This is a genomic window from Pseudomonas sp. LAIL14HWK12:I1, from assembly GCF_003202095.1.
Classification (GTDB): domain Bacteria; phylum Pseudomonadota; class Gammaproteobacteria; order Pseudomonadales; family Pseudomonadaceae; genus Aquipseudomonas; species Aquipseudomonas monteilii.
This window is the reverse complement of record NZ_QJKG01000003.1, coordinates 54,115-78,019: the sequence shown is the minus strand read 5'-3', so window position 1 is coordinate 78,019 and position 23,905 is coordinate 54,115. Positions and strand designations below refer to the sequence as shown.

The 23,905-nt window shown below is 63.3% G+C and carries 19 protein-coding genes; 7 read left to right on the top strand and 12 right to left on the bottom strand.

What is annotated here, in order from left to right; genetic code table 11:
* Window positions 1-67 precede the first annotated feature (67 nt).
* Together D906_RS09695 and D906_RS09690 are read left to right on the top strand one after the other, a co-directional pair.
* Window positions 68-1,135, top strand: coding sequence for an aromatic ring-hydroxylating dioxygenase subunit alpha (locus D906_RS09695; protein ID WP_027615120.1), 1,068 nt, complete (start codon window positions 68-70; stop codon window positions 1,133-1,135).
* 12 nt (window positions 1,136-1,147) lie between these two features.
* Complete coding sequence (locus D906_RS09690; RefSeq protein WP_025754521.1) at window positions 1,148-2,098, top strand: PDR/VanB family oxidoreductase; 951 nt, start codon at window positions 1,148-1,150, stop codon at window positions 2,096-2,098.
* A 6-nt stretch (window positions 2,099-2,104) separates the two neighbouring features.
* Here D906_RS09690 and D906_RS09685 read toward each other — a convergent pair whose 3' ends face one another.
* The 3 genes from D906_RS09685 to D906_RS09675 form a co-directional block, all read right to left on the bottom strand.
* Window positions 2,105-2,818 carry a GntR family transcriptional regulator gene (locus tag D906_RS09685; RefSeq protein ID WP_016714586.1) on the bottom strand — a complete coding sequence of 238 codons (714 nt, stop codon included), beginning with the start codon at window positions 2,816-2,818 and terminating at the stop codon, window positions 2,105-2,107.
* 148 nt (window positions 2,819-2,966) lie between these two features.
* Window positions 2,967-4,220, bottom strand: a complete 1,254-nt coding sequence (locus D906_RS09680; RefSeq protein ID WP_027615119.1) for an OprD family porin — start codon at window positions 4,218-4,220, stop codon at window positions 2,967-2,969.
* 103 nt (window positions 4,221-4,323) lie between these two features.
* Entirely contained in the window at window positions 4,324-5,664 is a 1,341-nt protein-coding gene (locus D906_RS09675; protein WP_019098885.1) for an MFS transporter, read from the bottom strand.
* Between the two features lie 563 nt (window positions 5,665-6,227).
* Between D906_RS09675 and mrdA the strand changes: the two genes are divergently transcribed.
* Window positions 6,228-8,123: a penicillin-binding protein 2 gene (gene mrdA / locus D906_RS09670; RefSeq protein WP_019098886.1), complete on the top strand. Its 1,896-nt coding sequence runs from the start codon at window positions 6,228-6,230 to the stop codon at window positions 8,121-8,123.
* Window positions 8,124-8,254: 131 nt separating this feature from the next.
* Here mrdA and D906_RS09665 read toward each other — a convergent pair whose 3' ends face one another.
* The 5 genes from D906_RS09665 to D906_RS09645 all read right to left on the bottom strand — a co-directional run bounded on the left by D906_RS09665 (window position 8,255) and on the right by D906_RS09645 (window position 13,195).
* Window positions 8,255-8,971 (bottom strand): ABC transporter ATP-binding protein, encoded by a 717-nt coding sequence (locus D906_RS09665; RefSeq protein ID WP_025754524.1) that lies wholly within the window; start codon window positions 8,969-8,971, stop codon window positions 8,255-8,257.
* On the bottom strand, window positions 8,968-9,741 hold the full coding sequence (locus tag D906_RS09660; protein ID WP_019098888.1) for an ABC transporter ATP-binding protein: 774 nt from the start codon (window positions 9,739-9,741) through the stop codon (window positions 8,968-8,970). The genes D906_RS09665 and D906_RS09660 overlap by 4 nt, the downstream gene beginning before the upstream one ends.
* Window positions 9,738-10,967: an ABC transporter ATP-binding protein gene (locus D906_RS09655; protein ID WP_027615118.1), complete on the bottom strand. Its 1,230-nt coding sequence runs from the start codon at window positions 10,965-10,967 to the stop codon at window positions 9,738-9,740. Before D906_RS09655 ends, D906_RS09660 begins: the two co-directional genes overlap by 4 nt.
* Before the next feature lie 10 nt (window positions 10,968-10,977).
* The gene (locus D906_RS09650; protein WP_019098889.1) at window positions 10,978-11,916 is read right to left on the bottom strand and encodes a branched-chain amino acid ABC transporter permease; all 939 of its coding nucleotides are present in this window, start codon (window positions 11,914-11,916) and stop codon (window positions 10,978-10,980) included.
* Between the two features lie 130 nt (window positions 11,917-12,046).
* Window positions 12,047-13,195 (bottom strand): branched-chain amino acid ABC transporter substrate-binding protein, encoded by a 1,149-nt coding sequence (locus D906_RS09645; protein WP_027609080.1) that lies wholly within the window; start codon window positions 13,193-13,195, stop codon window positions 12,047-12,049.
* A 331-nt stretch (window positions 13,196-13,526) separates the two neighbouring features.
* Between D906_RS09645 and D906_RS09640 the strand changes: the two genes are divergently transcribed.
* Complete coding sequence (locus D906_RS09640; RefSeq protein WP_016714594.1) at window positions 13,527-14,252, top strand: FadR/GntR family transcriptional regulator; 726 nt, start codon at window positions 13,527-13,529, stop codon at window positions 14,250-14,252.
* A gap of 69 nt (window positions 14,253-14,321) precedes the next feature.
* On the opposite strand, the gene D906_RS09635 is transcribed toward D906_RS09640, so the two are convergent.
* The 3 genes from D906_RS09635 to D906_RS09625 all read right to left on the bottom strand — a co-directional run bounded on the left by D906_RS09635 (window position 14,322) and on the right by D906_RS09625 (window position 18,149).
* Window positions 14,322-15,815, bottom strand: a complete 1,494-nt coding sequence (locus D906_RS09635) for an aldehyde dehydrogenase (RefSeq protein ID WP_025754527.1) — start codon at window positions 15,813-15,815, stop codon at window positions 14,322-14,324.
* A gap of 65 nt (window positions 15,816-15,880) precedes the next feature.
* Window positions 15,881-17,263 carry an aspartate aminotransferase family protein gene (locus D906_RS09630; protein ID WP_016714596.1) on the bottom strand — a complete coding sequence of 461 codons (1,383 nt, stop codon included), beginning with the start codon at window positions 17,261-17,263 and terminating at the stop codon, window positions 15,881-15,883.
* Window positions 17,264-17,306: 43 nt separating this feature from the next.
* Window positions 17,307-18,149, bottom strand: a complete 843-nt coding sequence (locus tag D906_RS09625; RefSeq protein WP_016714597.1) for a helix-turn-helix transcriptional regulator — start codon at window positions 18,147-18,149, stop codon at window positions 17,307-17,309.
* A gap of 281 nt (window positions 18,150-18,430) precedes the next feature.
* Here D906_RS09625 and D906_RS09620 point away from each other — a divergent pair, with 281 nt between their 5' ends.
* The 3 genes from D906_RS09620 to D906_RS09610 all read left to right on the top strand — a co-directional run bounded on the left by D906_RS09620 (window position 18,431) and on the right by D906_RS09610 (window position 22,598).
* Window positions 18,431-19,813: an APC family permease gene (locus D906_RS09620; protein WP_019098893.1), complete on the top strand. Its 1,383-nt coding sequence runs from the start codon at window positions 18,431-18,433 to the stop codon at window positions 19,811-19,813.
* A gap of 118 nt (window positions 19,814-19,931) precedes the next feature.
* Window positions 19,932-21,512 (top strand): aldehyde dehydrogenase (NADP(+)), encoded by a 1,581-nt coding sequence (locus tag D906_RS09615; RefSeq protein WP_027609083.1) that lies wholly within the window; start codon window positions 19,932-19,934, stop codon window positions 21,510-21,512.
* 150 nt (window positions 21,513-21,662) lie between these two features.
* On the top strand, window positions 21,663-22,598 hold the full coding sequence (locus D906_RS09610) for a LysR family transcriptional regulator (protein WP_027615117.1): 936 nt from the start codon (window positions 21,663-21,665) through the stop codon (window positions 22,596-22,598).
* Here the strand turns inward: D906_RS09610 and D906_RS09605 are convergent.
* Complete coding sequence (locus D906_RS09605; RefSeq protein ID WP_027615116.1) at window positions 22,568-23,779, bottom strand: MFS transporter; 1,212 nt, start codon at window positions 23,777-23,779, stop codon at window positions 22,568-22,570. The genes D906_RS09610 and D906_RS09605 overlap by 31 nt on opposite strands.
* Window positions 23,780-23,905: the final 126 nt, after the last annotated feature.

The following is a 23,905-nucleotide window of genomic DNA, read 5'->3' as shown; positions in this document are numbered from 1 at the left end:
ACCGCGCGTGAGGCGAATGGCTCTAATGGATCCATTAAATAAAAACAAAACCCGGAGAGCCTCCTTCATGTACCCCAAAAACACCTGGTACGTAGCCTGCACCCCCGACGAAATCGCCACCAAACCCTTGGGCCGGCAGATCTGCGGCGAGAAGATCGTGTTCTACCGCGCCCAGGAAAACCGCGTGGCCGGCGTCGAGGACTTCTGCCCGCACCGTGGTGCGCCGTTGTCGCTGGGTTACGTTGAAAACGGCAATCTGGTGTGTGGTTACCACGGCCTGGTGATGGGCTGCGATGGCAAGACCGTGTCGATGCCGGGCCAGCGGGTACGGGGCTTTCCCTGCAACAAAACCTTCGCCGCCGTCGAGCGCTACGGCTTCATCTGGGTCTGGCCCGGCGACCAGGCGTTGGCCGACCCGGCGCTGATCCCGCACCTGGAATGGGCCGTCAATGAAGAGTGGGCCTATGGCGGTGGGCTGTTCCATATCGGTTGCGACTACCGCCTGATGATCGACAACCTGATGGACCTCACCCACGAAACCTACGTGCACGCCTCCAGCATCGGCCAGAAGGAAATCGACGAGGCGCCGCCCGTCACCACCGTCACCGGCGACGAAGTGGTCACCGCCCGGCACATGGAAAACATCATGGCGCCGCCCTTCTGGCGCATGGCCCTGCGTGGCAACGGGCTGGCAGACGATGTGCCGGTGGACCGCTGGCAGATCTGCCGCTTCACCCCGCCCAGCCATGTGCTGATCGAAGTAGGCGTGGCGCACGCCGGCAAAGGGGGCTATCACGCGGATGCGCAGCACAAGGCGTCGAGCATCGTGGTGGACTTCATCACGCCAGAGAGCGACACCTCGATCTGGTACTTCTGGGGCATGGCGCGCAATTTTGCGGCGCAGGACCATGCGCTGACCGACAACATCCGGGAAGGCCAGGGCAAGATCTTCAGCGAAGACCTGGAGATGCTGGAGCGGCAGCAACAGAACCTGTTGGCCTACCCGGAACGCAACCTGCTGAAGCTGAACATCGATGCCGGTGGCGTGCAGTCGCGCAAGATCCTGGAGCGGCTGATTGCCAAAGAGCGCATGCCGCAACCACAACTGATTGCCACCAGCGCTACCCCTGCCTGAGGAGAAGCCAAGATGATCGATGCCGTAGTGGTTTCCCGCAACGATGAAGCGCAGGGCATTTGCAGCTTCGAGCTGGCAGCGGCGGATGGCAGCCTGCTGCCCGCGTTCAGCGCTGGCTCGCACATAGATGTGCATTTGCCCGATGGGCTGGTGCGCCAGTATTCCTTGTGCAACCACCCCGAAGAGCGCCACCGCTACCTGATCGGTGTGCTCAACGACCCGGCCTCGCGGGGTGGTTCACGCCGCCTGCACGAGCAGGTACAGGCCGGCGCACGCCTGCGCATCAGCGAACCCCGCAACCTGTTCCCGCTCGTGGAAGGGGCGCGGCGCAGTGTGCTGTTTGCGGGAGGCATCGGGATTACCCCGATCCTGTGCATGGCCGAGCAGCTGGCGCAAAGCGGTGGGGATTTCGAACTGCACTACTGCGCCCGCTCGAGTGAGCGTGCCGCCTTTGTCGAACGCATTCGTAAAGCGCCTTTCGCCGACCGCCTGTTCGTGCATTTTGATGAGCAGCCGGAAACGGCACTGGACATTGCCCGGGTGCTGGATAACCCGCAGCCGGATGTACACCTGTATGTGTGTGGGCCGGGTGGTTTCATGCAGCATGTGCTGGACAGCGCCAGGGGCCTGGGTTGGCAGGAGGCTTGCCTGCATCGGGAATATTTTGCCGCAGCGCCGGTGGATGCCAGCAACGACGGCAGTTTCTCGGTACAGGTCGGCAGCACCGGCCAGGTGTTCGAGGTACCCGCCAACCAGACAGTGGTGCAGGTGCTGGAGCAGCACGGCATCGAGATTGCGATGTCATGCGAACAGGGCATTTGCGGCACCTGCCTGACGCGCGTGCTGCAAGGCACGCCAGATCATCGCGACATGTTCCTCACCGAAGAAGAGCAGGCGCTGAACGATCAGTTCACGCCCTGCTGCTCGCGCTCGAAAACACCCCTGCTGGTGCTGGACATCTGAACCGGCCTACGACGAGGGCAGAATCACCTTCATGCCCTCTTCCACCGTTGCCCCGCCGAAGGTTTCGGCGTAGCGCAAGGTGGCGTTGGCGTGCTCGCGCATAATGGCTTCGGCGCGGGCACCCTGGCGATTGACCAAGGCATCGAACGCCGCATGGTGTTGCATGTGCGCGAAGTTGAAGCGCCGGTATTCACGGGCCAGGTCGTGGCGGTCCACGGCCAGCGCTGTGACGGAGGCAAACGGCAGGTGATCGTTGCGCGCCAGGGCATCGGCGATGGCCGGATTATGGCTGGCTTCGATGATGACCTGGTGAAAGCGCATGTTGAGGTCGTGGTAGGCCTGCAGGTCTTCTTCGGTAACGAAGCCCTTGTCGAACAACTGGTCGCCTTCGACCAGGCAGCGTTGCAGCGCTTCGCGGGCCTGGGCTGACAGGCCACGTTCCGCAGCCTGGCGGGCAGCCAGGCCTTCCAGTACGCCGCGTACCTCGACTGCGCCGGCGATGTCATCGGCACTGACCGAGCGCACCTGAAAACCCCGACCGCCAAAACGCACCAGCAGGCCTTCCTGCTCAAGGGTGCGAAACGCCATGCGCACCGGCATGCGTGACACGCCGAACAGTTCAGCGGTGGGGACTTCCATCAAGCGCTCGCCAGCTGCAAGCTCGCCCGAGGCGATCATCTTGCGCAACGCGACCAGCACCATTTGACCAGGCTTGCTCATCCGGGCGACTTCCAGGGACATGAGCGGGCATCTTAGCGTAAGGCGGGGAGGTGCTGTTGGCTTGTTCGGGCAATACCAGAGACAGTGCGGCGTATCATTGGGGCTGCTGCGCAGCCCCAGTGCCTTAAAGGCGGCGCGGTGCAAGCTTTTATAGCGACAGCGGATAGCTGACGATCAGGCGGGTCTGGTCGAAATCACTGTTGAAGCTTCGCCGGTTGGTCGCGTTGTTCAGCCGGATGTTAAGGTTTTTCAACGCCCCGCTCTGGAAGGTGTAGTTCACTTCGGTATCGCGCTCCCACTCCTTGCCATTGCTGCCGGCCGCCGTGGTCGCGTTCTCGCCATGCCCGTAACGCACCATGGCCAGCAGCCCTGGCACCCCCAATGCGGCAAAGTTATAGTCGTAACGCACTTGCCACGAGCGCTCGTCGGCGTTGCTGAAGTTGCCGTTGAACATGTCGTTGCCCAAGGTACGGCCGCTGCTGCCATACACCGACATCCACTGGCTGTCGCCACTGACCTTCTGCAACCCCAGGTACAGCGTATGGCCACTGTGCGAGGCCGACAGCAAGGCGTAACCGGTGCGGCTCTGAATGCCGCCGATGCGCGCCTGGCCGTCATCCCGGTCGATGAAATAGCCAAGATTGGCTCCCAACGTCCACTCCCCCACCCGCTGGTTGTGCAGCAGGTTGAAGTAACTTTGCTGGTAGATGTCCTCCAGCTGCGAATGCCAGGCACCGATCAGTGTGCGCTGCTGGTTGAAGCGGTACTCGGCACCGGCGTAGTTGAAGCCGTCCGAGGTGACCCCGGGCGCGGCCCAGGCAGAAAGGTCTTGCATGTCGGACGAGTTGCGCAGGCTTACTTCACGGTACTGGCCGGCCTGCAGACTCAAGCCTTCGATCTCTCGCGAATCAAGCATCGCCCCACGGAATGTCTGCGGCAGCAGGCGGCCATCGTCGTAGCGCAGCAGGGGGATGTCGGGCAGCAGCTCGCCAACCTTCAGTTCGGTCGCGCTAATACGCAGCTTCGCCGCCAACCCTGCCCGGCCATAGTTGTCGGCTGCACGCCCGTCATCGTGCACCGGCAGCAATTCGGAACCGCTGGTGCCACCGCCGCTGTCCAGCTTCACACCGAACATGGCGATACCGTCCAGGCCAACACCGATCAACCCCGGGGTGTAGCCAGAGCTGAACTTGAAGATGAAGCCCTGAGCCCATTCTTCGACCTTGCCCTTGGCCGCCCCCGGGTCGCGGAAATCGCGGTTGAAGTAGTAGTTGCGCAGGGTCAGCCCGGCCTTGGCATCGCCAAGGAAGCCCCCCTCCTCGGCCCAGGCCGGCAAACCCAGGCCAAGCGCCAGCGATACCGCCAGGACCGAACGGGCCAGCGTGCAAGTTGTGTGCATCATTATTATTGTTCTCCGCTTTACTTGGGCGCAGCCGCCCGCCCCAGGCCAACAGACACCTGGGGCGATAAGCTGCATTCAGGTGCCCGGCCAGGCCGGGCGGCACTTAGTGGCTCAATGCATCGGTAGGTAGAGCAGGTGCCGGCTTGGCCGCTGGCCGCAGCAACAGCAGGCACCCTGCCGCCAGCACGAACACGCTGGCGAACACTCCGTACAGGTGCAGCGGTTGCCAGCCGCCATCGAGCAACACACCCGCCACGGTGGGCGACAGGATCGCCCCCATGCGCCCGATGCCGATGCCCCAGCCCACGCCTGTTGCACGTACCGAAGCGTCATAGACCACCGGCGACAACGCATACAGCCCGGCCACGCAGCCATTGGAAAACAGCCCGATCAGCAGCCCCAGCGCCAGCGCCGCACTGACCGACGCGCCATTGACCACGAACAACACCAGCAGCGCTGCGGTGATAAGCATGAACAACGCCAGCACCCGCGTGAGTGGCCAACGCGAAGCCAGGCCGCCGATCAGCGCCGCGCCGAGGATGCCGCCGACGCTCAGCAGCACCCCGCCGGTAATGCCCTGCTGTGCCGACAGGCCAGCGGCGACCAGCAGTTTCGGCGTCCAGCTCATGACGAAGTAGAAGCCGAACATGACCAGGAAAAACAGCAGCCAGATCACCAGCGTGGTGCGGCGCATGTCAGGCGCCAGCAGTTGCCGGAAGCCGCTGGCGGCGCCCTGCTTACTTTCAGTGGGTGTTGGCAGTTGTGCCAGCGCCGGCTGGCCGAGGCGAACGGCCAGGCGATTGACCCGTGCCAGCGCATTGGCCGGGCGACGTGCCAGCAGAAAGTCCAGCGACTCCGGCAACCACAGCAGCACCAGCGGGATCACCAGCACGGTGACAATGCCACCAAACAGGAACACCGAGCGCCAGCCCCACTGCCCCAGCAGCCACACCGCCAGCAAGCCACCCAACGTCGCGCCCAGGGCGTAGCCGGTGGACTGCAGGCTCACCGCCAGCCCGCGCCAGCGTTTGCTGGCGTACTCACTGGCAATCACGTTGCTGCTGGCCAGGATGCCGCCGATGCCCAGCCCGGTCAGGCCACGCAGCAACGCCAGCTGTAGCGGGCTTTGGCTCATCGCCGAAAGCAGCATGCCGATACCCGACAGCCCCAGGCACAGCAGGATCAGCGGGCGGCGGCCAAAGCGGTCGGCCCACGGCGCAATGAACAACGAGCCGGCCGCCATGCCGAACAGGCCGGCGCTGAGCAGCAGCCCTACCTGCGCCCCGTTCAGGCCCCACTCGGCAGACACCGAGGCAGCCGTGAAGGCCATCACCAGTACGTCGAAGCCATCGATCATGTTGAGGATGATGCAAATACCAATGGCCAGGCATTGGAAGCGGCCCATCGGGTCGTTGTCCAGGCGTTGCTTGAGATCGGCATTCATAAGGTCACCTGCCGGTTCACAGGTGGGAGAACAGATACGCACACGCAGGCAAAGCGCAAGGAACCCTGACGGTTCCGTCCCCTTGGAAAGCCACTCATGACTGGACCCTTTTTGTAATTGTTGTCGCATACGGCTGGAGGGATCCGGCCGTTGTCAGGCGCTAATCAACCAGATAGTGGATCCACAAACAATCACTTCAAGGGTGAAGGCTCAGGGTGTAACGCGGTGAGCAAAGAAACAAAACGACAAAAAATCAATTTTTATTGATTATTTTCAACATCTTACATATTTATACCGAAAAAGATTTCTTGTTCGTTTATCGCACAAATTTTATTTATGGATCCATAAATACACCAAAATCGAGCTCAATCCTCTTCACCAAGGGTTAGCCATGAACAAATCTTCATGATGTGCGCCAGCGCCCTGATCACGTGGCACGCAGCCCATACCCGCTTTCTGATGGGCGCCACTCACCTTGAGGCGGCGGGGCGTGTTGCGTAGCATCCCCCGCCCGTTCGCGCGCCCGCACAGCCAACGCGATACCCGTAGAAAGAAGAGCCCCGATGCCACAGCCCATCCCCCTCAAGGACCACGAAAAGGAAAAGCACCTGGTCAACCGCCGGCTTCTGGCCTGCGCCGCCCTGGTGTTCAGCCTGTGTGCCGTTCTGGTGGGACGGCTGTACGTATTGCAGGTGCTGCAGCACGACCAGCAGACCGCCGTGTCGGAAAACAACCGCGTGCACGTACTGCCCATCGCCCCCGAACGCGGGCTGATCTACGACCGAAACGGCGTGGTACTGGCTGACAACAAACCCAGCTTCGACCTGACCATGACGCGCGAGCGGGCCGGTGGCGATACGGCCAAGGTGCTCGATGCCCTGACCCAGGTACTGGGCCTGACCGAGGACGACCGCAAGCAGTTCGACAAGGACCTGCGCCGGGGTCGCAAACCGTTCGAGCCCGTAACCTTGATGGTGGGCTTGAGCGAAGAGCAGATCGCCCTGGTGGCCGTGAACCAGTTCCGCCTGCCAGGCCTTGAGGTAGAGCCGCAGTTCATCCGCGAGTACCCGCTGGCCGAACATTTCGCCCATTCGGTAGGCTATGTGGGGCGTATCAACGAGAAAGAAGCCAAGGTCCTCGACAGTACCGAGTACCGAGGCACCCAATCGATCGGCAAGACCGGCATCGAACACTTCTACGAAAGCCAACTGCACGGCCACGTGGGCTACGAAGAGGTCGAGACCAACGCCCAGGGCCGGGTGATGCGCGTGCTCAACCACAAGGCCCCGACCCCTGGCCAGGACATCGTCCTGACCCTGGACGCCCACCTGCAGATCGCCGCAGAAAAAGCGCTGGGCGACCGCCGCGGCTCGGTGGTGGTGCTGGACCCGGCCAATGGCGATGTACTGGCGATGGTCAGCAACCCCAGCTTCGACCCCAACCTGTTCGTAAAAGGCATCAGCTTCAAGCAGTACGCCGAACTGCGCGACTCCATCGACCGCCCGCTGTTCAACCGCGTGCTGCGCGGCCTGTATGCCCCAGGCTCGACGGTGAAGCCGGAGGTAGCCATCGCAGGCCTCGACAGCGGCGTGATCACCCCGGGCAGCCGGGTGTTCGACCCGGGCTACTACGAACTGCCCAACTACGACCACAAGTACCGCAACTGGAACCGCAGCGGCGACGGCTGGGTGGACATGTACACCGCCATCATGCGCTCCAACGACACTTACTTCTACGACCTGGCGCACAAGCTGGGCATCGACCGCCTGCACGACTACATGGCCGAGTTCGGGCTGGGCCAGAAGGTATCACTGGACATGTTCGAGGAAGCCTCCGGGCTGATGCCGTCGGCCGAGTGGAAGCGTGCCACGCGCCGCCAGGCATGGTTCCCGGGCGAAACGCTGATCCTGGGCATTGGCCAGGGCTACATGCAGGTCACCCCGCTACAACTGGCCCAGGCCACCAGCCTGCTGGCGAGCAAAGGGGTATGGCACCGCCCGCACCTGGCGATGACCGTGGGCGGCGATGCGCCAGTCGATCCTAACCCGATGCCCAACATCGTGCTGCACGACAAACATGCCTGGGACCAGGTCAGCCAGGGCATGCAGATGGTCATGCACGACCCGCGCGGCATCGCCCGTGCGGCGGCAGCCGGGGCGCAATACCGGATTGCCGGCAAGAGTGGTACCGCGCAGGTGGTAGCGATCAAGCAGGGCGAACGTTACAACCGCAACAAGACCCTGGAGCGGCACCGTGACAACGCCCTGTTTGTCGGCTTTGCACCGGCCGACCACCCAAGTGTGGTGGTGGCGGTGATGATCGAGAACGGTGAGGCGGGGGGCCGAGTGGCAGGGCCGGTGGTGCGGGAGGTGATGGATGCTTATCTGCTGGATGAGCAGGGGCATCTGAAGCCTGAGTTCGCGGGAGGAGTGACGGCTCACAGCGCGCCACACATTTAAGCATTTTGGGGTGCCTCGCCAGAGCGAAAATCAGCCATGGGCTTACCGGCCTCTTCGCAGGCGTGCCCGCTAAGCGGCCGGCGATACAAACGTTCAACCCCAGGTCAGACTGGCTTGTCATTGTGAGTGAATCATTCGCCCAGGTAGGCCTTCTTCACCTGGTCGTCATGCAGCAGGGTCTTGGCGCAGCCTTCCAGGCTGATGCGCCCACCATCAATCACGTAGGCGCGCTGGCAGGTTTGCAGCGCCAGCCGGGCGTTCTGCTCCACCAGCAGCAACGTCACCCCACCCTTTACCACCTCGACGATGGTTTCGAAAATCTTCTGCACGATGATCGGCGCCAACCCCATGGACGGCTCGTCCAGCAACAGCAGCTTGGGCCGCCCCATCAATGCCCGGGAAATCGCCAACATCTGCTGCTCGCCACCCGACATGGTGCCGGCCAGCTGGAAGGCACGCTCCTTCAGGCGCGGGAAGATGCCGTACATGCGCTCGATGTCGGCAGCGACGGCGTCCTTGCCGTCGCGCCGGCTGAAGGCGCCCATTTCGAGGTTTTCGTGCACCGTCAGCTTGGGAAAGATCCCCCGCCCCTCCGGCACCAGCGCCAGCCCTTCGCGGATCAGGTCGTGGCCCTTGATCGCCGCATGCGCCTTGCCATCGAAGGTGATGCTGCCGGCACTCGGCTTCAGTAGCCCGGCCAGCGTTTTCAAGGTGGTGGTCTTGCCCGCGCCGTTGGCGCCGATCAGCGCCACCATCTCACCCTCGCCCACCCTCAGGTCGATGCCCTTGATGGCCTGGATGGCGCCATAGCTGACCCTCAGGTCGCTCACTTGCAGAATGTTCTTCATGCCACTGCCTCTGCACCCAGATAAGCCTCGATCACGCGTGGATCCTTGCGCACGTCGGCCGGCAAGCCGTCGGCGATCTTGCGACCGAATTCAAGTACGGTGATGTGGTCGCACAGGCCCATCACCAGTTTCACGTCGTGCTCGATCAACAACACGGTTTTGCCATCCGCCTGCATCTTGCACATCAGTTGGCGCAGGCCTTCGGTTTCCGAAGCGTTCATGCCTGCAGCCGGCTCGTCGAGTGCAATCAGCTTGGGTTCGGTGGCCAGAGCCCGGGCGATTTCCAGGCGACGCTGGTCGCCGTAGGACAGGCTCTTGGCCAACTCGCCGGCCAGGTGGCCGATGCCCACGTAATTCAGCCAGTAACGGGCGGCCTGGCGGATCTCGCGCTCTTCACGCACGCAGGCCGGGGTACGCAGGATGGCGCCGAACACACCGCTACGGGTACGCACATGGCGGCCAATCATCACGTTCTCCAGGGCGGTCATGTTGTGGAACAGGCGGATGTTCTGGAAGGTACGGGAAATACCCGCCTCCACCACCTTGTGCGGCTTGCTGATGCGCAGCGGCAAGCCGTCGAACATCACACGGCCCTGCTCGGCCCGGTACAGGCCGGTAAGTACGTTGAACAGGGTGGTCTTGCCAGCACCGTTAGGGCCCAACAGCCCCCGAATCTCGCCACGGCGAATGCTCAGGTCGATGCCGTGCAGTGCCTGCAGGCCACCGAAGAATTTACTGACCTGATGCAGTTCGAGAAGGATATCGCTCATGCCTTGTCCGCCTCTTTGATCGGGAGTTCGAAGGATGCCTGTTGAGGTACTGCAACGACCGGCGCGGGCTCTGCTTCCACTTCACCCTCGTGCAGCTCGGCACGGCGCCGGTCGGACGGCCACAGCCCTTCGGGCCGGAAACGCATGACCAGGATCAGCGCCAGGCCGAACACCAGCATGCGCAGGGTCGAGGCATCCAGCACGTTGCGCAGGATGTCGCGGCTGATGAAGGTAACGTTGTCCATCACCCATGGCTGGATCCAGTTGACCAGGTCGCGGAACAGCTCGGGCATCACCGACAGGATCAGCGCCCCCAGCACCACGCCACGGATCGAGCCCATGCCGCCGAGCACTACCATGGCCAGCACCATGATCGATTCCATCAGGGTGAACGATTCGGGGCTGACAAAGCCCTGATAGCTGGAGAACAGCACGCCAGACACCCCGCCAAAGGTCGCGCCCATGGCGAACGCCAGCAACTTGAGGTTGCGCTTGTTCAGGCCCATGGCCTCGGCGGCCACTTCGTCTTCACGCAGGGCCATCCAGGCACGGCCGATGCGCGACACTTCCAGGCGCTTGGACAGCACGATGCAGAGGATGACGATGAACAGGAAGAACAGGTAGTAGCTGATCACCGGCGAAACCTGCAGCCCGAATACGCTCCAGCTTTGCTGCAACGACAGCACGGGTGCCCCACCGGCATCCGGCGCATGCGCCCATGGCCCGAAATCGACGTGCAGCGGGGCAATGTCGCTGATGCCCTGGGGGCCGTTGGTGAGGTTCACCGGCTGGTCCAGGTTGTTCATGAAAATGCGGATGATCTCGCCGAACCCCAGGGTGACGATGGCCAGGTAATCGCCGCGCAACTTGAGCACTGGCGCCCCGATCAACACGCCGCAAATGGCTGCGGCCACGGCTGCCAGCGGGATGATCACCCACACCGGCCAGTCCAGCACAACCTCGATCAGGCCGGCCATTTGCAAGTGCGGCGAGGCCAGCAGTGCGTACAGGTAGGCACCAATGGCGTAGAAGCCGATGTAGCCCATGTCGAGCAGCCCGGCGTAACCGATGACGATGTTCAGGCCCAACGCCAGCAGCACGTAGAGCATGGCAAAGCCAAGGATGCGCACCCAGGTGGGGCCGAGCATGGGGATGGCCTCGATCAGGAACGGCAGGGCGATGAAGCCGAGGATCAACAGCAGGTACTGGCTCTTGAGATTTTTCATGACCGCCTCCTCACGCCCGGTCGGCCTGGCGTTCGCCAAGCAGGCCGTTTGGCCGGAACAGCAACACCAGGATCAGCACCGCGAAGGCGAAGATGTCCTGGTAGTTGGCGCCCAGGAAACCGCCGGTGATCTGGCCGGTGTAGCCCGCTGCCAGCGACTCGATCAGCCCCAGCAACAGGCCGCCGGCCATGGCGCCGAACAGGTTGCCGATACCGCCCAGCACCGCCGCCGAGAACGCCTTCAGGCCCAGCAGCAAGCCCATGTAGGCATCGGCCTGGCCGTAGTTGATCGCACGCATTACCCCGGCGATGGCACCCAGGCTGGCGCCGATCAGGAAGGTGGCGCTGATCACGCGGTTGATGTTGATGCCCATCAACCCGGCCACTTCCTGGTTTTGCGCGGTGGCACGCATGGCCTTGCCCAGGCGGGTCTTGTCCACCAGCAGCCACAAGCCAAGCATGATCACCACGGCAATCAGCATGATCGACAGCTGCACGTTGGTGACGGTGGCGCCGAACACGTCGACCGGCTGCGTCTCGACCACTTCAGGGAAGGTCTTGTAGCCGCGCCCCCAGATCATCATCGCCAGGTTCTGCAGGGCGATGGAGATGCCAATGGCGAGAATCAGCGGGGTTAACCGCGGGGCTTTGCGCAAGGGGCGATAAGCGTACTTTTCCATGCCCTGGGCCAGCAGCATGCACACCACCACGGCGGCCATGATCGCCAGGAGCAAGGTAATCAGCCCGGGGGCAAAGCCTGCGCCAGCGAGCATCGTCAGGACCGAAATGGTCACCATGGCGCCAACCATCACCACCTCGCCGTGGGCGAAGTTGATCAGGCCGATGATGCCGTAGACCATGGTGTAGCCCAGGGCTACCAGGGCATAGATGCTGCCCAGCACCAGGCCGTTGAGGACCTGTTGCAACAAGATATCGAAATTACCGTCCACGCGCTGAATCCTCGAAACTGCGTTGTCGTCGGCGCGCGGCGGCTCAGCGCCACACGCCGACAGGCCTGGCAGGTGGGAAAAGTCTTCTTGTTATGTGGCAGGCCGGCGCCTGCTTGTTATGAGGTGCTGCTCAGTCGCGCTCGACCGACAGGGTTTTCCAGCCGCCGTCGGCGAACTGGAACACGGTGGCCGCCGGGTTCTTCAGGTTGCCCTGATCGTCGAAGGCGATGGTGCCGGTGACGCCTTCGTAACGCTGGTTCTTGAGCACAGGCAAGTACACTTTGGGGTCGTCGGAGCCGGCCTTGACCATGGCGTTGATTGCCGCCCAGGTGGCGTCATAGGCGGCGGGCGACGACTGCACCACGCCCACGCCGAACTTGTCCTTGAGCTTCTGCTCGAAAGCCGCGCCCTTGGGCATGTCCTGCAACGGCGTGCCGTAGTTCCAGGCGTAGGTGCCTTCAGCGGCGCTGCCGGCCATCTGCCTGAACGAATCGTTGGGCAGGTTGCCGATGTTCATGAAGCGCGCCTTCAGGCCCAGGTTCTTCATCTGCCTGGCCATCGGGGCGGCCTGGTAGTCGAGGGCGGCAAAGAACACTGCATCGGCCTTTTGCGCCTTGGCCGTGGTGAGGATGGCATTGAAGTCGGTCGACTTGTCATTGGTGTACTCGCGCACCACCACGTTGCCACCCGCCGCCTTGACCGCCTTGGTCACCTCATCGGCCAGGCCTTGGCCATACGCGGTGCGGTCATCGAAGATGGCAATGCGCTGAGCCTTGAGCTGGCTGACCAGGTAATTGCCGGCATAACGGCCAAGGGTGGCGTCGTCGTTGACGGTGCGAAATACCGAAGCGATACCCTGGCGGGTCAAGGTGGGGTTGGTGGCCGAAGGCGAGATTTGCGGAATGCCGGCGGCGGCATAGATTTTCGAAGCGGGAATACTGGTGCCAGAGTTGTAGTGACCGATCACCACCGCCACTTTAGCGTCCACCAGCCGCTGCGCCACCGCAGTGCCTGTGCGCGGGTCGGCGACATCGTCTTCGGAAACCAGCTTGAACCGGGCCACCTTGTCACCGATTTTCAGTTGCTGCTGGTTGGCCTCTTCCACCGCAATCTGGATGCCATGCTCGACGTCCTGTCCTTGGTGCGCCGAGGGCCCGGTCAGGGGGCCGGCGAAGCCGATCCTGACAATTTCACTGCCTGCTGCGTGTGCCGTCCCCATGGCCATCAGCAATGTTACCGCGGTCGCAAGGGCTGTACGCCCTCCCTTGTTGTTATTCATGCTCAGCTCCCAGTAGTGATTGGACGAACCTCGACATCGCTTACCGCATGCAAATTGGCCGGAACGCCATCGCGCTTGTAAGATAACAGTCAGCAGGCAACTGTCAATGGGTGTATACTACGGGAGAAGGTAAAATAATCTTTCCGGCGACAAGCGATGCACGCAATCAAAAAGCAGGGCATGAGCCTGACTAGTAAGATGTTTGATAACATATGCCGACACCATCACCGCTGGTTGGCTACGGATCCCGCCGCAAGGGGCATCAGGGCTGCGCGCAACCTGCCGGAGAATCAACCGTGATGAGCCAATCAGTTTCAGGAGCAACCCTTCTATGAATGCGTCGTTAGGCACGCGCCGCGCCAACCTGGCGGAAACCGTGATCCAGGAGCTTTCCAGCCGGATCGACAACGGCACCTACGGCCCGGGCGACAAACTGCCGTCCGAACAGGAGCTGTGCAAAGAGTTCAACGTCAGCCGCCCCGTCATCCGCGAGGCGGTGGCCTCGCTGCGCCTTGGCGGGCGCCTGATCGCTCGCCAGGGTGTGGGCGTATTCGTGGTCGAGCAGGATGTAAAGCGCATCGGCTTCGCCATCGACAGCGTTGTCGATGATGTACGCGCTGCAGCGCAGATCCTTGAACTGCGCCTGGGCATCGAGACCGAATCGGTCGCCCGCGCCGCCGAGCGCCGCAGCCCTGCGAGCATGGCGGCGATCACCGAGGCGTTCGACCGCTTCAACTCGCTGGACGGCGCCACGCAAGAGGAAGAAGCCAAGGCCGACTTCGAGTTCCACCTGGCGATTGCCCGCGCCACCAGCAACCCGCACTTCACCCAACTGCTGGAGGCGCTGGGGCCGGACATCATCCTCGACCTGAACCTCAAGCATGGGCAGGTCACCGGCAAGAACCGCCAGGCGCATATCAAGAAAATCGCCCGTGAACACGGGGCAATCCTGTCGGCAATCAGCATGGGCGACGTGGCCAGTGCGCGCACGGCGCTGCGCAAACACCTGGAAGAGAGCCTGTCGCGGTATCAGCGCTTGCTCGACAGCAAGGCCTGATCGCTGCCCTGCGCTGGCCTCTTCGCGGTTGAACCCGCGAAGCAGGCGACGCAGTTCATGAACAACGCATCAGGCGCGCAGCTGGTACCAGGTGGTCTTGAGCTGCGAATACTTATCGAACGAATGCAGCGACAAGTCGCGGCCAAACCCCGACTGCTTGCCCCCGCCGAACGGCACCGTCACATCCAGCGCATCTACCGTGTTCACCGACACCGTACCGGCCTTCAACGCCCGCGCCACCCGGTGCACCTGATTGAAGTCATCGCTCCACACCGAGGCAGCCAGGCCATAAATGCTGTCGTTGGCCAGGCGCACCGCCTCTTCTTCCGTGTCGAAGGCGCTGACCGCCAGCACCGGCCCGAACACTTCCTCCCGCGCCAGGCGCATGCGCCCCTCGACACCGGCAAAAATGGTCGGCTCGATGTAGTTGTCCGAGCCTTCGACAGTCAAGCGTCGACCGCCACACACCAACCTGGCGCCCTCTTGCCCGGCGCGGGCAATGGCGGCCTCGATGCGGCCGGTCTGCTCGGCATCGACAATGGCACCGGCGCGGCTTGCCGGGTCCAGCGGATTACCCGGCATCCATTGGCGTGCCTTGGCCTGCAGGCGCTCGACAAATTCGTCATGAATCGAGCGCTGCACATACAGCCGCGAGTTGGCCGAGCATACCTCGCCCTGGTTGAAGAAAATGCCGAAGGCGGCCTTTTCCGCCGCCAGGTCGAGGTCCTGGCAGTTATCGAACACCAGGTTGGGGCTTTTGCCACCACATTCCAGCCACACTTGCTTGAGGTTGGATTGCGCCGAGTAATGCATGAAGTACTTGCCCACCTGGGTAGAGCCGGTGAACACCAGACAGTCTACGTCCGGGTGCAGGCCCAGCGCCTGTCCGGCCTGCTCACCCAGGCCCGGCACCACGTTCAACACACCTTCCGGCAAGCCTGCTTCCAGGGCCAGCCGGGCCAGACGCAGGGCCGAGAACGGGGATTGCTCGGCGGGCTTGAGTACCACGCTGTTGCCGGCCGCGAGCGCCGGGGCCAGCTTCCAGGCGGCCATGTCGAGCGGGAAGTTCCAGGGCACCACGGCGGCGACCACACCGAGCGCTTCCCGGGTGATGGTGGCAAGCGCGTTGGGCGCAGTGGGTGCCACCTGGTCGTAGAGTTTGTCCAGCGCCTCGCCGTACCAGGCGAATACATGGGCCGAGCCCGGCACATCGATGTTGTAGGCATCCATGACGGGCTTGCCCATGTTCAGCGAGTCCAGCAAGGCCAGTTCTTCGCGATGGGCCATGATCAGCTCGGCCAGGCGCAGCAGCACCTTCTTGCGCTCGCCGGGAGCCATGCGTGGCCACGGGCCTTGCTCGAAGGCCCGGCGGGCGCTGGCCACTGCAAGGTCGACTTCGGCCTGGCCGCAGGCAGTGACCTGGGCCAGTACGGCGTTGGTGGCGGGGTTGATGGCGGCGAAGGTGGCGCCATCCTGTGCGTTGACGGCTTTGCCACTGATAAATGCCTGGGACGGGAGGTACAGGTCCGAGGCGCGTTGTTGCCAGAATTCGAGGGTGTACATTTGTACTCCTTATACCCTTGGAGCAGTCTTTTGATGAAGGGCTACGCGTTTCCTGTGGGAACGGGTTAGAGTTTGCCGACCAACCGGGCCGTGCGGTCCACGGCAATCCGCGTCTTCTCCACCAGCTCATCCAGCTCGCTGTGGTTGGCGATCAAGGCCGGCGCCATGATCATCCGGCCCAGGGTCGAGCGAATGATCACCCCTTCCTCGAAACCGAACGTACGGCACTGCCAGGCCAGGTCGTTCTCGTTGGCAAAACGCTTGCGCGTTGGCTTGTGCTCGGCAAACTGCAACGCCGCCACCAGTCCGGCACCCTGCACCTGGCCGATCAACGGGTGGTCAGCGAACACCTCGCGCAAGATGCGTTGCAGGTAGGGCCCGGTGTCGTCCTTCACCTGGCGCACGATGCCTTCGTCGCGCAGCGCCTTCAGGTTGGCAATGGCCACCGCCGCCGCCACCGGGTGGCCGGAATAGGTCAGGCCATGGGCAAACACCCCACCGCGCTCTACCAACGCTTCGGCAATGCGCTTGCTCAGCACCAGGCCGCCCATGGGCACGTAACCACTGGTCAGTCCCTTGGCGATCGACAGGGTGTCGGGCTCGAAGCCGAAGTATTCGTGGGCAAACCACTCGCCGGTGCGACCAAAGCCCCCAATCACCTCATCGGCGCAGAGCAGCACGTCGTACTGGCGGCAGATGCGCTGAATTTCCGGCCAGTAGCTTTCCGGCGGGAAGATCATGCCGCCCGCACCCTGGAAAGGCTCGGCAATAAAGCCGGCAACGTTCTCGGCGCCAAGCTCGAGGATTTTTTCCTCCAGCTGCAAGGCGCAACGGCGGCCAAACTCGACCGGGGTCAGCTCGCCACCCTCTGCGTACCAGTACGGCTCATCGATGTGCGCAACGTCCGGAATCAACCCGCCCATCTCGTGCATGAACTTCATGCCGCCCAGCGCCGTGGCCGCCAGGGTCGAACCGTGGTAGCCGTTCCAGCGGCCGATCATGATTTTCTTGCCTGGCTGACCCACCACCTGCCAGTAGCGGCGCACGGTGCGGATCAGCACCTCGTTGGCCTCGGAGCCGGAGTTGGTGTAGATCGCGTGGCTGTAGTGCCCTGGCAGCAGGCTGAACAGCAACTCGGACAGCTCGATCACCGCCGGGTGGGTGGTGTGGAAGAACATGTTGTAGTAGGCCAGCTGGTCCATCTGCGTGGCAGCGGCGGCCGTCAGATCGCGGCGGCCGTAACCGAGCTGGGTGCACCACAGGCCAGACATGCCATCCAGGTAGCGCTTGCCCTCGCTGTCCCACAGGTGCAGGCGTTCGCCACCCACGATCACCCGCGGCCCTTCGGCGTTCAGCGCCTTCTGGTCGAGGAAGGCATGGATATGGTGTGCGGCGTCGGCTGCCTGGTAGTCACGGGTCTGGCGTTGCGGGGCGAAAGGCGCGTTCATTGTTGGTTTTCCTTTGCGGTGGGGGTTGCAGGGCAGCCGTCGCTCAGCGCAGCTTGCCCATGTAGCTTTCAAGCGGATCCTTGCCCAGCACGCCCTGGGCATTGGCCAGCGCGTCGATGAACAGGGAAAACAGCTCGGACTGGGTGCCGATGTCGAGCTTGGCGTAGACGTTCTTGCGGTGCGACTTGATGGTGTCTTCCGAAACACCCAGGCGCTCGGCCAGCGACTTGGTCGAGTGGCCACGCAGGATCAGCTGGGCGATGCGGCATTCACGCTCGGTCAGCAACGAGCTGCCGAAGTTGTTCAGCGCAGCGTGGATGCGTTGTTCGAGGATGTTCTCGAAACGCCCGGCGCGGCTGTCCAGCCCGGCGAAGTGCTTGCCGAGTACCGCCAGCACCCAGGGCGTGACGCGCCCGAACAGCTCGCGGGTCTGTGTATCGAGCTTGTCGGTAAACGCCAGCGACACCGCCAGGCTTTGCCCGGGCGCCACCTGCAGGATGTAGTTGAGCTCATCTTCCAGGTGCGAGTGCCGGTAGAACGACTGGTAGTACTCGCTGACCTCGAAGTGGTCGGGAGCCACTTCGAACAGGCCATAGCAACCGGACGCGACCTGCTCCACGCAAGCACCGTAAAACGGGTCGAGCAGGTAGAAGCCCGACAGGTAGCGGCTGACATTGCCCTCGGGCTGCCAGGGCGCCTTGTCGTCCTGCTCGAACAGCGCGCAAGGCATGCCGTCGTGCGGGTAGAGGTACACCGTGGTCGCCTGGATCGGCCGGATCACGCCAAGTGCGACAAACAGGTTGGCGGCGAAGCCCGGGCGACCGATGGCCTCGGTGACCTTGGCCAGGTGCTCGAACCACTGTTCTGAAAGCAATTGATTAGTCACTGTGGGCCTGCCGTTTCTATTCAGTGGCACCGCCGCCAGTGCGGTGCGTTGTTGACCAGATCCTCCCACGCCGCTGCAGGTACCGAAATCACCCGTTGGGGTGAGTCGGCCAAGGGTCGCCCCCCTCACCCCAAAGGGTGATTCCGGGCACCCACAGGGTGTGGGAGCATCAAACCGCCCCAGCGCTGCGAGCCTTGCGCTCGACCTCCTTGCACACCACCCACCGGTAGCGAGCCTGCTCGCGTACTGCGGTGCCCTGCATCCCTTTCCAGGAGTTAGCAATGCATACAACAACAAGTACAGCCCATTCGCCTGCTTCGCATGCACCGTCACACCCCGGCACCAACACTGGCCGCTTCCGCAAGTCCATGGGCATGACCGCCCTGGTGCTGTTCGGCCTGGCCTACATGGTGCCCCTGGCCGTCTTCACCACCTACGGGCTGGTCACCCAGATGACCAAAGGGCACCTGCCCACCGCCTACCTGCTCACCCTCGCCGCCATGCTGCTCACCGCCTACAGCTACGGCCGCATGGTCCAGGCCCACCCCTACTCCGGCTCGGTCTACACCTACACGCGCAAAGCCTTCGGCAGCCACATCGGTTTCATCACCGGCTGGACGCTGCTGCTCGACTACATCTTCCTGCCACTGCTCAGCTACCTGCTGATCGGCATCTACATGTCGGAATACTTTCCGGCGATCCACGCCTGGGTGTGGGTGGCGGGCTCCATCGCCCTGGTCACCTTCCTCAACCTGATCGGCATCGAGTCGATCACCCGCGTCAACTGGATCCTGGTGGTGGCGCAGCTGGTGTTCATCATCGTCTTCGTCGCCCTGTCCGTGCTCAAGCTCAACGGACAGGCGGAGTCGGTGTCGCTGCTGGCGCCCTTCCATCACGAAGGCTTCAACGTGCCGTTGATCATGACGGGCGCCGCTGTGCTGTGCCTGTCGTTTCTCGGCTTTGATGCGGTGTCGACCATGGCAGAGGAAACCAGCAACCCGACCTACCGCATTCCCGTGGCGATCCTGGCCGTGTCGCTGATCGGCGGCCTGCTGTTCCTGGTGGTGTCGTACTGCGCACAGATGGTGTTCCCCGACTGGGGCAGCTTTGCCGACCCCGACTCGGCCTCGGTGGATGTCATGCGCCGGGTGGGCGGCGAATGGCTGGTTACCGCGTTCACCGCCACCTACGTGGCCGGCTGCTTCGCCTCGGCCATGGTGTCCCAGGCCAGCGTGTCACGCGTGCTGTTCGCCATGGGCCGCGACGGCGCATTGCCGCGCGCGTTCGGCCAGCTGGTGACGAAAAAGCGCGTACCGGCGACTGCCATTCTGGTGGTCAGCCTGATGTCCCTCATCGCCCTGGTCATCACCCTCGACACCGTGGCCAACATGATCAGCTTTGGCGCCCTGTTCGCCTTTTCGGCGGTAAACCTGGCGGTGGTCAAGCACTACCTGGTCGATCAGAAGCTACGCGGAGGCCGCAACTACCTGCTGTATGGCGCCATTCCCGGTCTGGGCTTCCTTAGCACCCTGTGGTTGTGGAGCAGCCTGACCAGCCTGTCGTTCACCATCGGCCTGTGCTGGATGGGCATGGGGCTGGTGGTGCTGATGGGGCTGACCAAGGCGTTCCGGGTGAAGCTGCCCGAGTTGCAGATGGCCGAGTGACGCTGAGCACCGGGTGATAACCGCTCGTTATCACCCGATCCGCATTAATCATTATTCAGCCTCCCGTTCGCCGCCTACAGTCCCAGCGCAACGACTGTCATTGCCAACGGGAACCGAAATGTCCATCGAACATCGCCTGAACCACATCGCCGGCCAACTCAGCGGCAACGGGGACGTGCTGCTGAACAGCGTCGACGCCCACAGCGGCGAGCCGCTGCCGTACGCCTTCCACCAGGCGACCGGCGACGAAGTCGAGGCTGCCGTGCAGGCTGCCGAGGTTGCCTACCCGGCCTACCGCAGTACCCGCCCGGCACAGCGCGCCGCCTTCCTCGACGCCATCGCCAACGAACTGGACGCCCTGGGCGATGACTTCATCCAGCATGTCAGCCGCGAAACCGCACTGCCCGAAGCCCGCATCCGTGGCGAACGCAGCCGTACCAGCAACCAGTTGCGCCTGTTTGCCGAGGTGGTACGCCGTGGCGACTTCTACGCCGCACGCATCGACCGCGCCCTGGCCCAGCGTACCCCGCTGCCGCGCCCGGACCTGCGCCAGTACCGCATCGGCGTGGGCCCGGTGGCCGTGTTCGGCGCCAGCAACTTCCCACTGGCCTTCTCCACGGCAGGTGGTGACACCGCCTCGGCGCTGGCAGCGGGCTGCCCCGTCGTGTTCAAGGCGCACAGCGGGCACATGCTCACTGCCGCGCATGTAGCCGCAGCCATCGACCGCGCCGTGGCCAGCAGCGGTATGCCGGCAGGGGTGTTCAACATGATCTACGGTGCCGGCGTGGGCGAAGCGCTGGTCAAGCACCCGGCCATTCAGGCAGTGGGGTTCACCGGCTCGCTGCGGGGTGGCCGCGCCCTGTGCGACATGGCTGCCGCGCGCCCGCAGCCAATCCCGGTGTTCGCCGAAATGAGCAGCATCAACCCGGTCATCGTGCTGCCCCAGGCGCTGCAGGCCCGTGGCGAGCAAGTGGCTGTAGAGCTGGCCGCCTCGGTGGTGCTGGGGTGCGGGCAATTCTGCACCAACCCGGGCTTGGTCATCGGTATTCGGTCGCCGCAGTTCGAGCACTTCGTGCACACGCTGGTGGCGCGCATGGCCGACCAGGGTCCACAGACCATGCTCAATGCCGGAACCCTGCGCAGCTACCAGAACGGTGTGCAGCACCTGCTGGCGCACCCAGGCATCCAGCATCTGGCCGGGCAGCCGCAAACCGGTAACCAGGCCCGGCCACAGCTGTTCAAGGCAGACGTTAGCCTGCTGCTGAACGGCGACCCGCTGCTACAGGAAGAAGTATTCGGCCCGACCACCGTCGTAGTGGAGGTGGCCGATGCCCAGCAACTGGCCGAGGCGTTGCGCCACCTGCAAGGCCAGCTGACTGCCACCCTGATTGCCGAGCCTGACGACCTGCACGCCTTTGCCGGGCTGGTACCACTGCTGGAACGCAAGGCCGGGCGCCTGCTGTTGAACGGCTACCCTACTGGCGTTGAGGTGAGCGACGCGATGGTGCATGGCGGGCCTTACCCGGCCACGTCCGATGCCCGAGGCACCTCGGTCGGCACCCTGGCCATCGACCGCTTCCTACGCCCGGTGTGCTTCCAGAACTACCCGGAGGCGCTGCTGCCGGATGCACTGAAAAGCGCCAACCCGCTGGGGATTACAAGGTTGGTGGATGGTGTGGCCACCCGCGAGACGGTTTGAACGGGCACTGAGGTAGCCTGTGCCGGCCTCTTCGAGGCGCCTAACCGCCGCGAGGAGGCCGTTACAGGCTCACATCATTGATGAATTTGGGTTGTCAGCATTCAATAATGCAGCACTGACAATCAAACTCAATTCATCAAAAGGCCGGCCATGTACTCCTCCGAACGCCTGAAAGGCATCGATGTTTTCGTCGCCGTCGCCGATCTGGGCAGCTTCACCGCAGCCGCCGATCGGCTCAACCTCACCAGCTCGGCCATCAGCAAGAGTGTGGCCCGGCTAGAGGCTCGCCTGGGCGCACGCCTGTTCAATCGCACCACCCGCAGCCTGTCGCTCAGCGAAGCGGGCGTGCTGTTCTACCGCACCTGCACCTCGGTGCTGGCTGACCTGGAAGAGGTCGAGCACGCACTGGTCGCCAGCGATAGTCAACCCCACGGTAAAGTCCGAATCGAGCTACCCGCCTCCTACGGTCGCTTGCATGTGCTGCCACTGATCCTCGACTTTATCCGCCTGCACCCTCTGCTGCAGCCGCATGTGTCGTTTTCCGATCGTTTTGTCGACCCGGTGCACGAAGGTATCGATATCGTCGTGCGCATCGGTGGCCCGGATGCATGGCCGACCGCGCTCGGCCACCAGTACTTCGGTGCCCAGCGCCTGATGTTCTGTGCCGCCCCCTCGTACCTGGAGAAGCACGGTGTGCCGCAAGACGAGCGCGACCTGGAACACCATCACTGCATCGGCTATGGCCACACCGACGGCATGGTCAGCCCATGGTTCTTCAAGGGCCGCCAACCTGGCGAGATGGAGCGACGCACCGTGCAGCCGCGCATCGCGGTGGGCGACGGCGAGGGGGAAGTTGCAGCCGTGCTGGCCGGTCATGGCATCGGCCAGCTGCCCACCTGGCTGACCCAGCAACACCTCGATCAAGGGCGGCTGGTAGAGGTGTTGCCGGCCCTGGCCACCGACGGCCTGCCGATGAACCTGGTGTGGCTGAAAAGCCGCGAAGGGTTACCCAAGGTACGCGCCTTGCGCGACTACCTGCTGCCCCGGTTGTCGCCTCACGGCACCCGTGCCAGCACCGCGGGCTGACGCGAAAGGCTGCTGACCAGCGGCACCAGGCCCAGCGCCAACAGCGCGACACCGGCGGCCATGTAGCCCAGGTACTCGATACCCAAGCCAGAGATGGTCATGCCACCGAGCAAGGCGCCCAGGCCGATCCCAGCGTTGGCCGCCGACACATTGGTGGTACCGGCCAACGCTTGGGCGTGCGTCACCGAACTCATCACCCGCACCTGGCTGACGGGGTACAGCGCCGTGTTGGCAATGCCCCACACCGCCAGTGCCAGGCAGAATGCCAGGCCGGCACCTGCCAGCGGCACCAGCGCCGCCATACCGATGGCCAACAGCAGCAGGAACAGCGCCGTCGCCCTGAGCGGTGAACGGTCCACTGCGCGCCCGCCGATCCAGTTGCCAAACAGGCCGACTGCGCCAAAGCCCATCAGCCACCAGCCGGTATGAGCCGGTGCGACGCCGACAACCCGCTGTAGCAGATCGGCCAGGTAGGTGTAGCCGGTAAACATCGCGGTGAACACCACCACCGACAGCAGCACATTGGCGAGAAAATAGCGCTCCTTGAAAATGCGCGCCTGCTGCATGAAATCGATTTTCGCCGTGCGGGCGACTCGCGGCATCCACAACCCCATGGCCAATGCCATCAGCAACGACAGTGCGGCCAGTATCCAGAACGCGCCACGCCAGCCCACGGCATTGGCCGCCACAGTACCCAGCGGAATGCCCAGCAACATCGCCGCCGAGATGCCCAGGTAAACCTTGGCGATGGCCTGCCCCGCGCTATCACGCCCGGCCAGGTGCCCGGCCGTTTCGCTGGCCGTGCCCCAGAACACCGGCAATGCCAGAGCCGGAATCACCCGCGCGATAGCCAGCACCCAGAAACTGCTCGATGCCGCAGCCAGCGCATTGGCTGCGGCAAACACCAGCAGGATGGCGATGAACAACCGCTTGCGGTCCAGATGGGCCAATGCGGCTGTCAAGACCGGGCCGGCAAGCATGACGGTAAAGGCGAACAGCGTAACCAACTGGCCCGCCATCGAGATCGATATCTCCAGGTCCTGGCTGAGCGCGGGCAGCAACCCGACAATGAGGAACTCGGTGGTGACGATCAGGAATGCCGAGAAGGCCAGGATGGCGATGCTGATTGCAACATTTCGCCCGGTAGTGGCAGCCCCAAGGCTGGATTCATGAACAGGCATCAAGACAGGCTCCAGAAAAGAGTCTGTCAGTCTATTGGCAAAATGGGTTCATATTTCTGGTCATATTTCATAAATTAAATGAACCAGATTCATCAATCATGGGGCAATGTATACAACTTTCATGAA

Coding starts and splice junctions, on each gene's coding strand:
- D906_RS09695 (WP_027615120.1), top strand. CDS start 68: ATGTACCCCAAAAACACCTGGTACGTAGCCTGCACCCCCGACGAAATC.
- D906_RS09690 (WP_025754521.1), top strand. CDS start 1,148: ATGATCGATGCCGTAGTGGTTTCCCGCAACGATGAAGCGCAGGGCATT.
- D906_RS09685 (WP_016714586.1), bottom strand. CDS start 2,818: ATGAGCAAGCCTGGTCAAATGGTGCTGGTCGCGTTGCGCAAGATGATC.
- D906_RS09680 (WP_027615119.1), bottom strand. CDS start 4,220: ATGATGCACACAACTTGCACGCTGGCCCGTTCGGTCCTGGCGGTATCG.
- D906_RS09675 (WP_019098885.1), bottom strand. CDS start 5,664: ATGAATGCCGATCTCAAGCAACGCCTGGACAACGACCCGATGGGCCGC.
- mrdA (WP_019098886.1), top strand. CDS start 6,228: ATGCCACAGCCCATCCCCCTCAAGGACCACGAAAAGGAAAAGCACCTG.
- D906_RS09665 (WP_025754524.1), bottom strand. CDS start 8,971: ATGAAGAACATTCTGCAAGTGAGCGACCTGAGGGTCAGCTATGGCGCC.
- D906_RS09660 (WP_019098888.1), bottom strand. CDS start 9,741: ATGAGCGATATCCTTCTCGAACTGCATCAGGTCAGTAAATTCTTCGGT.
- D906_RS09655 (WP_027615118.1), bottom strand. CDS start 10,967: ATGAAAAATCTCAAGAGCCAGTACCTGCTGTTGATCCTCGGCTTCATC.
- D906_RS09645 (WP_027609080.1), bottom strand. CDS start 13,195: ATGAATAACAACAAGGGAGGGCGTACAGCCCTTGCGACCGCGGTAACA.
- D906_RS09640 (WP_016714594.1), top strand. CDS start 13,527: ATGAATGCGTCGTTAGGCACGCGCCGCGCCAACCTGGCGGAAACCGTG.
- D906_RS09635 (WP_025754527.1), bottom strand. CDS start 15,815: ATGTACACCCTCGAATTCTGGCAACAACGCGCCTCGGACCTGTACCTC.
- D906_RS09630 (WP_016714596.1), bottom strand. CDS start 17,263: ATGAACGCGCCTTTCGCCCCGCAACGCCAGACCCGTGACTACCAGGCA.
- D906_RS09620 (WP_019098893.1), top strand. CDS start 18,431: ATGCATACAACAACAAGTACAGCCCATTCGCCTGCTTCGCATGCACCG.
- D906_RS09615 (WP_027609083.1), top strand. CDS start 19,932: ATGTCCATCGAACATCGCCTGAACCACATCGCCGGCCAACTCAGCGGC.
- D906_RS09610 (WP_027615117.1), top strand. CDS start 21,663: ATGTACTCCTCCGAACGCCTGAAAGGCATCGATGTTTTCGTCGCCGTC.
- D906_RS09605 (WP_027615116.1), bottom strand. CDS start 23,779: ATGCCTGTTCATGAATCCAGCCTTGGGGCTGCCACTACCGGGCGAAAT.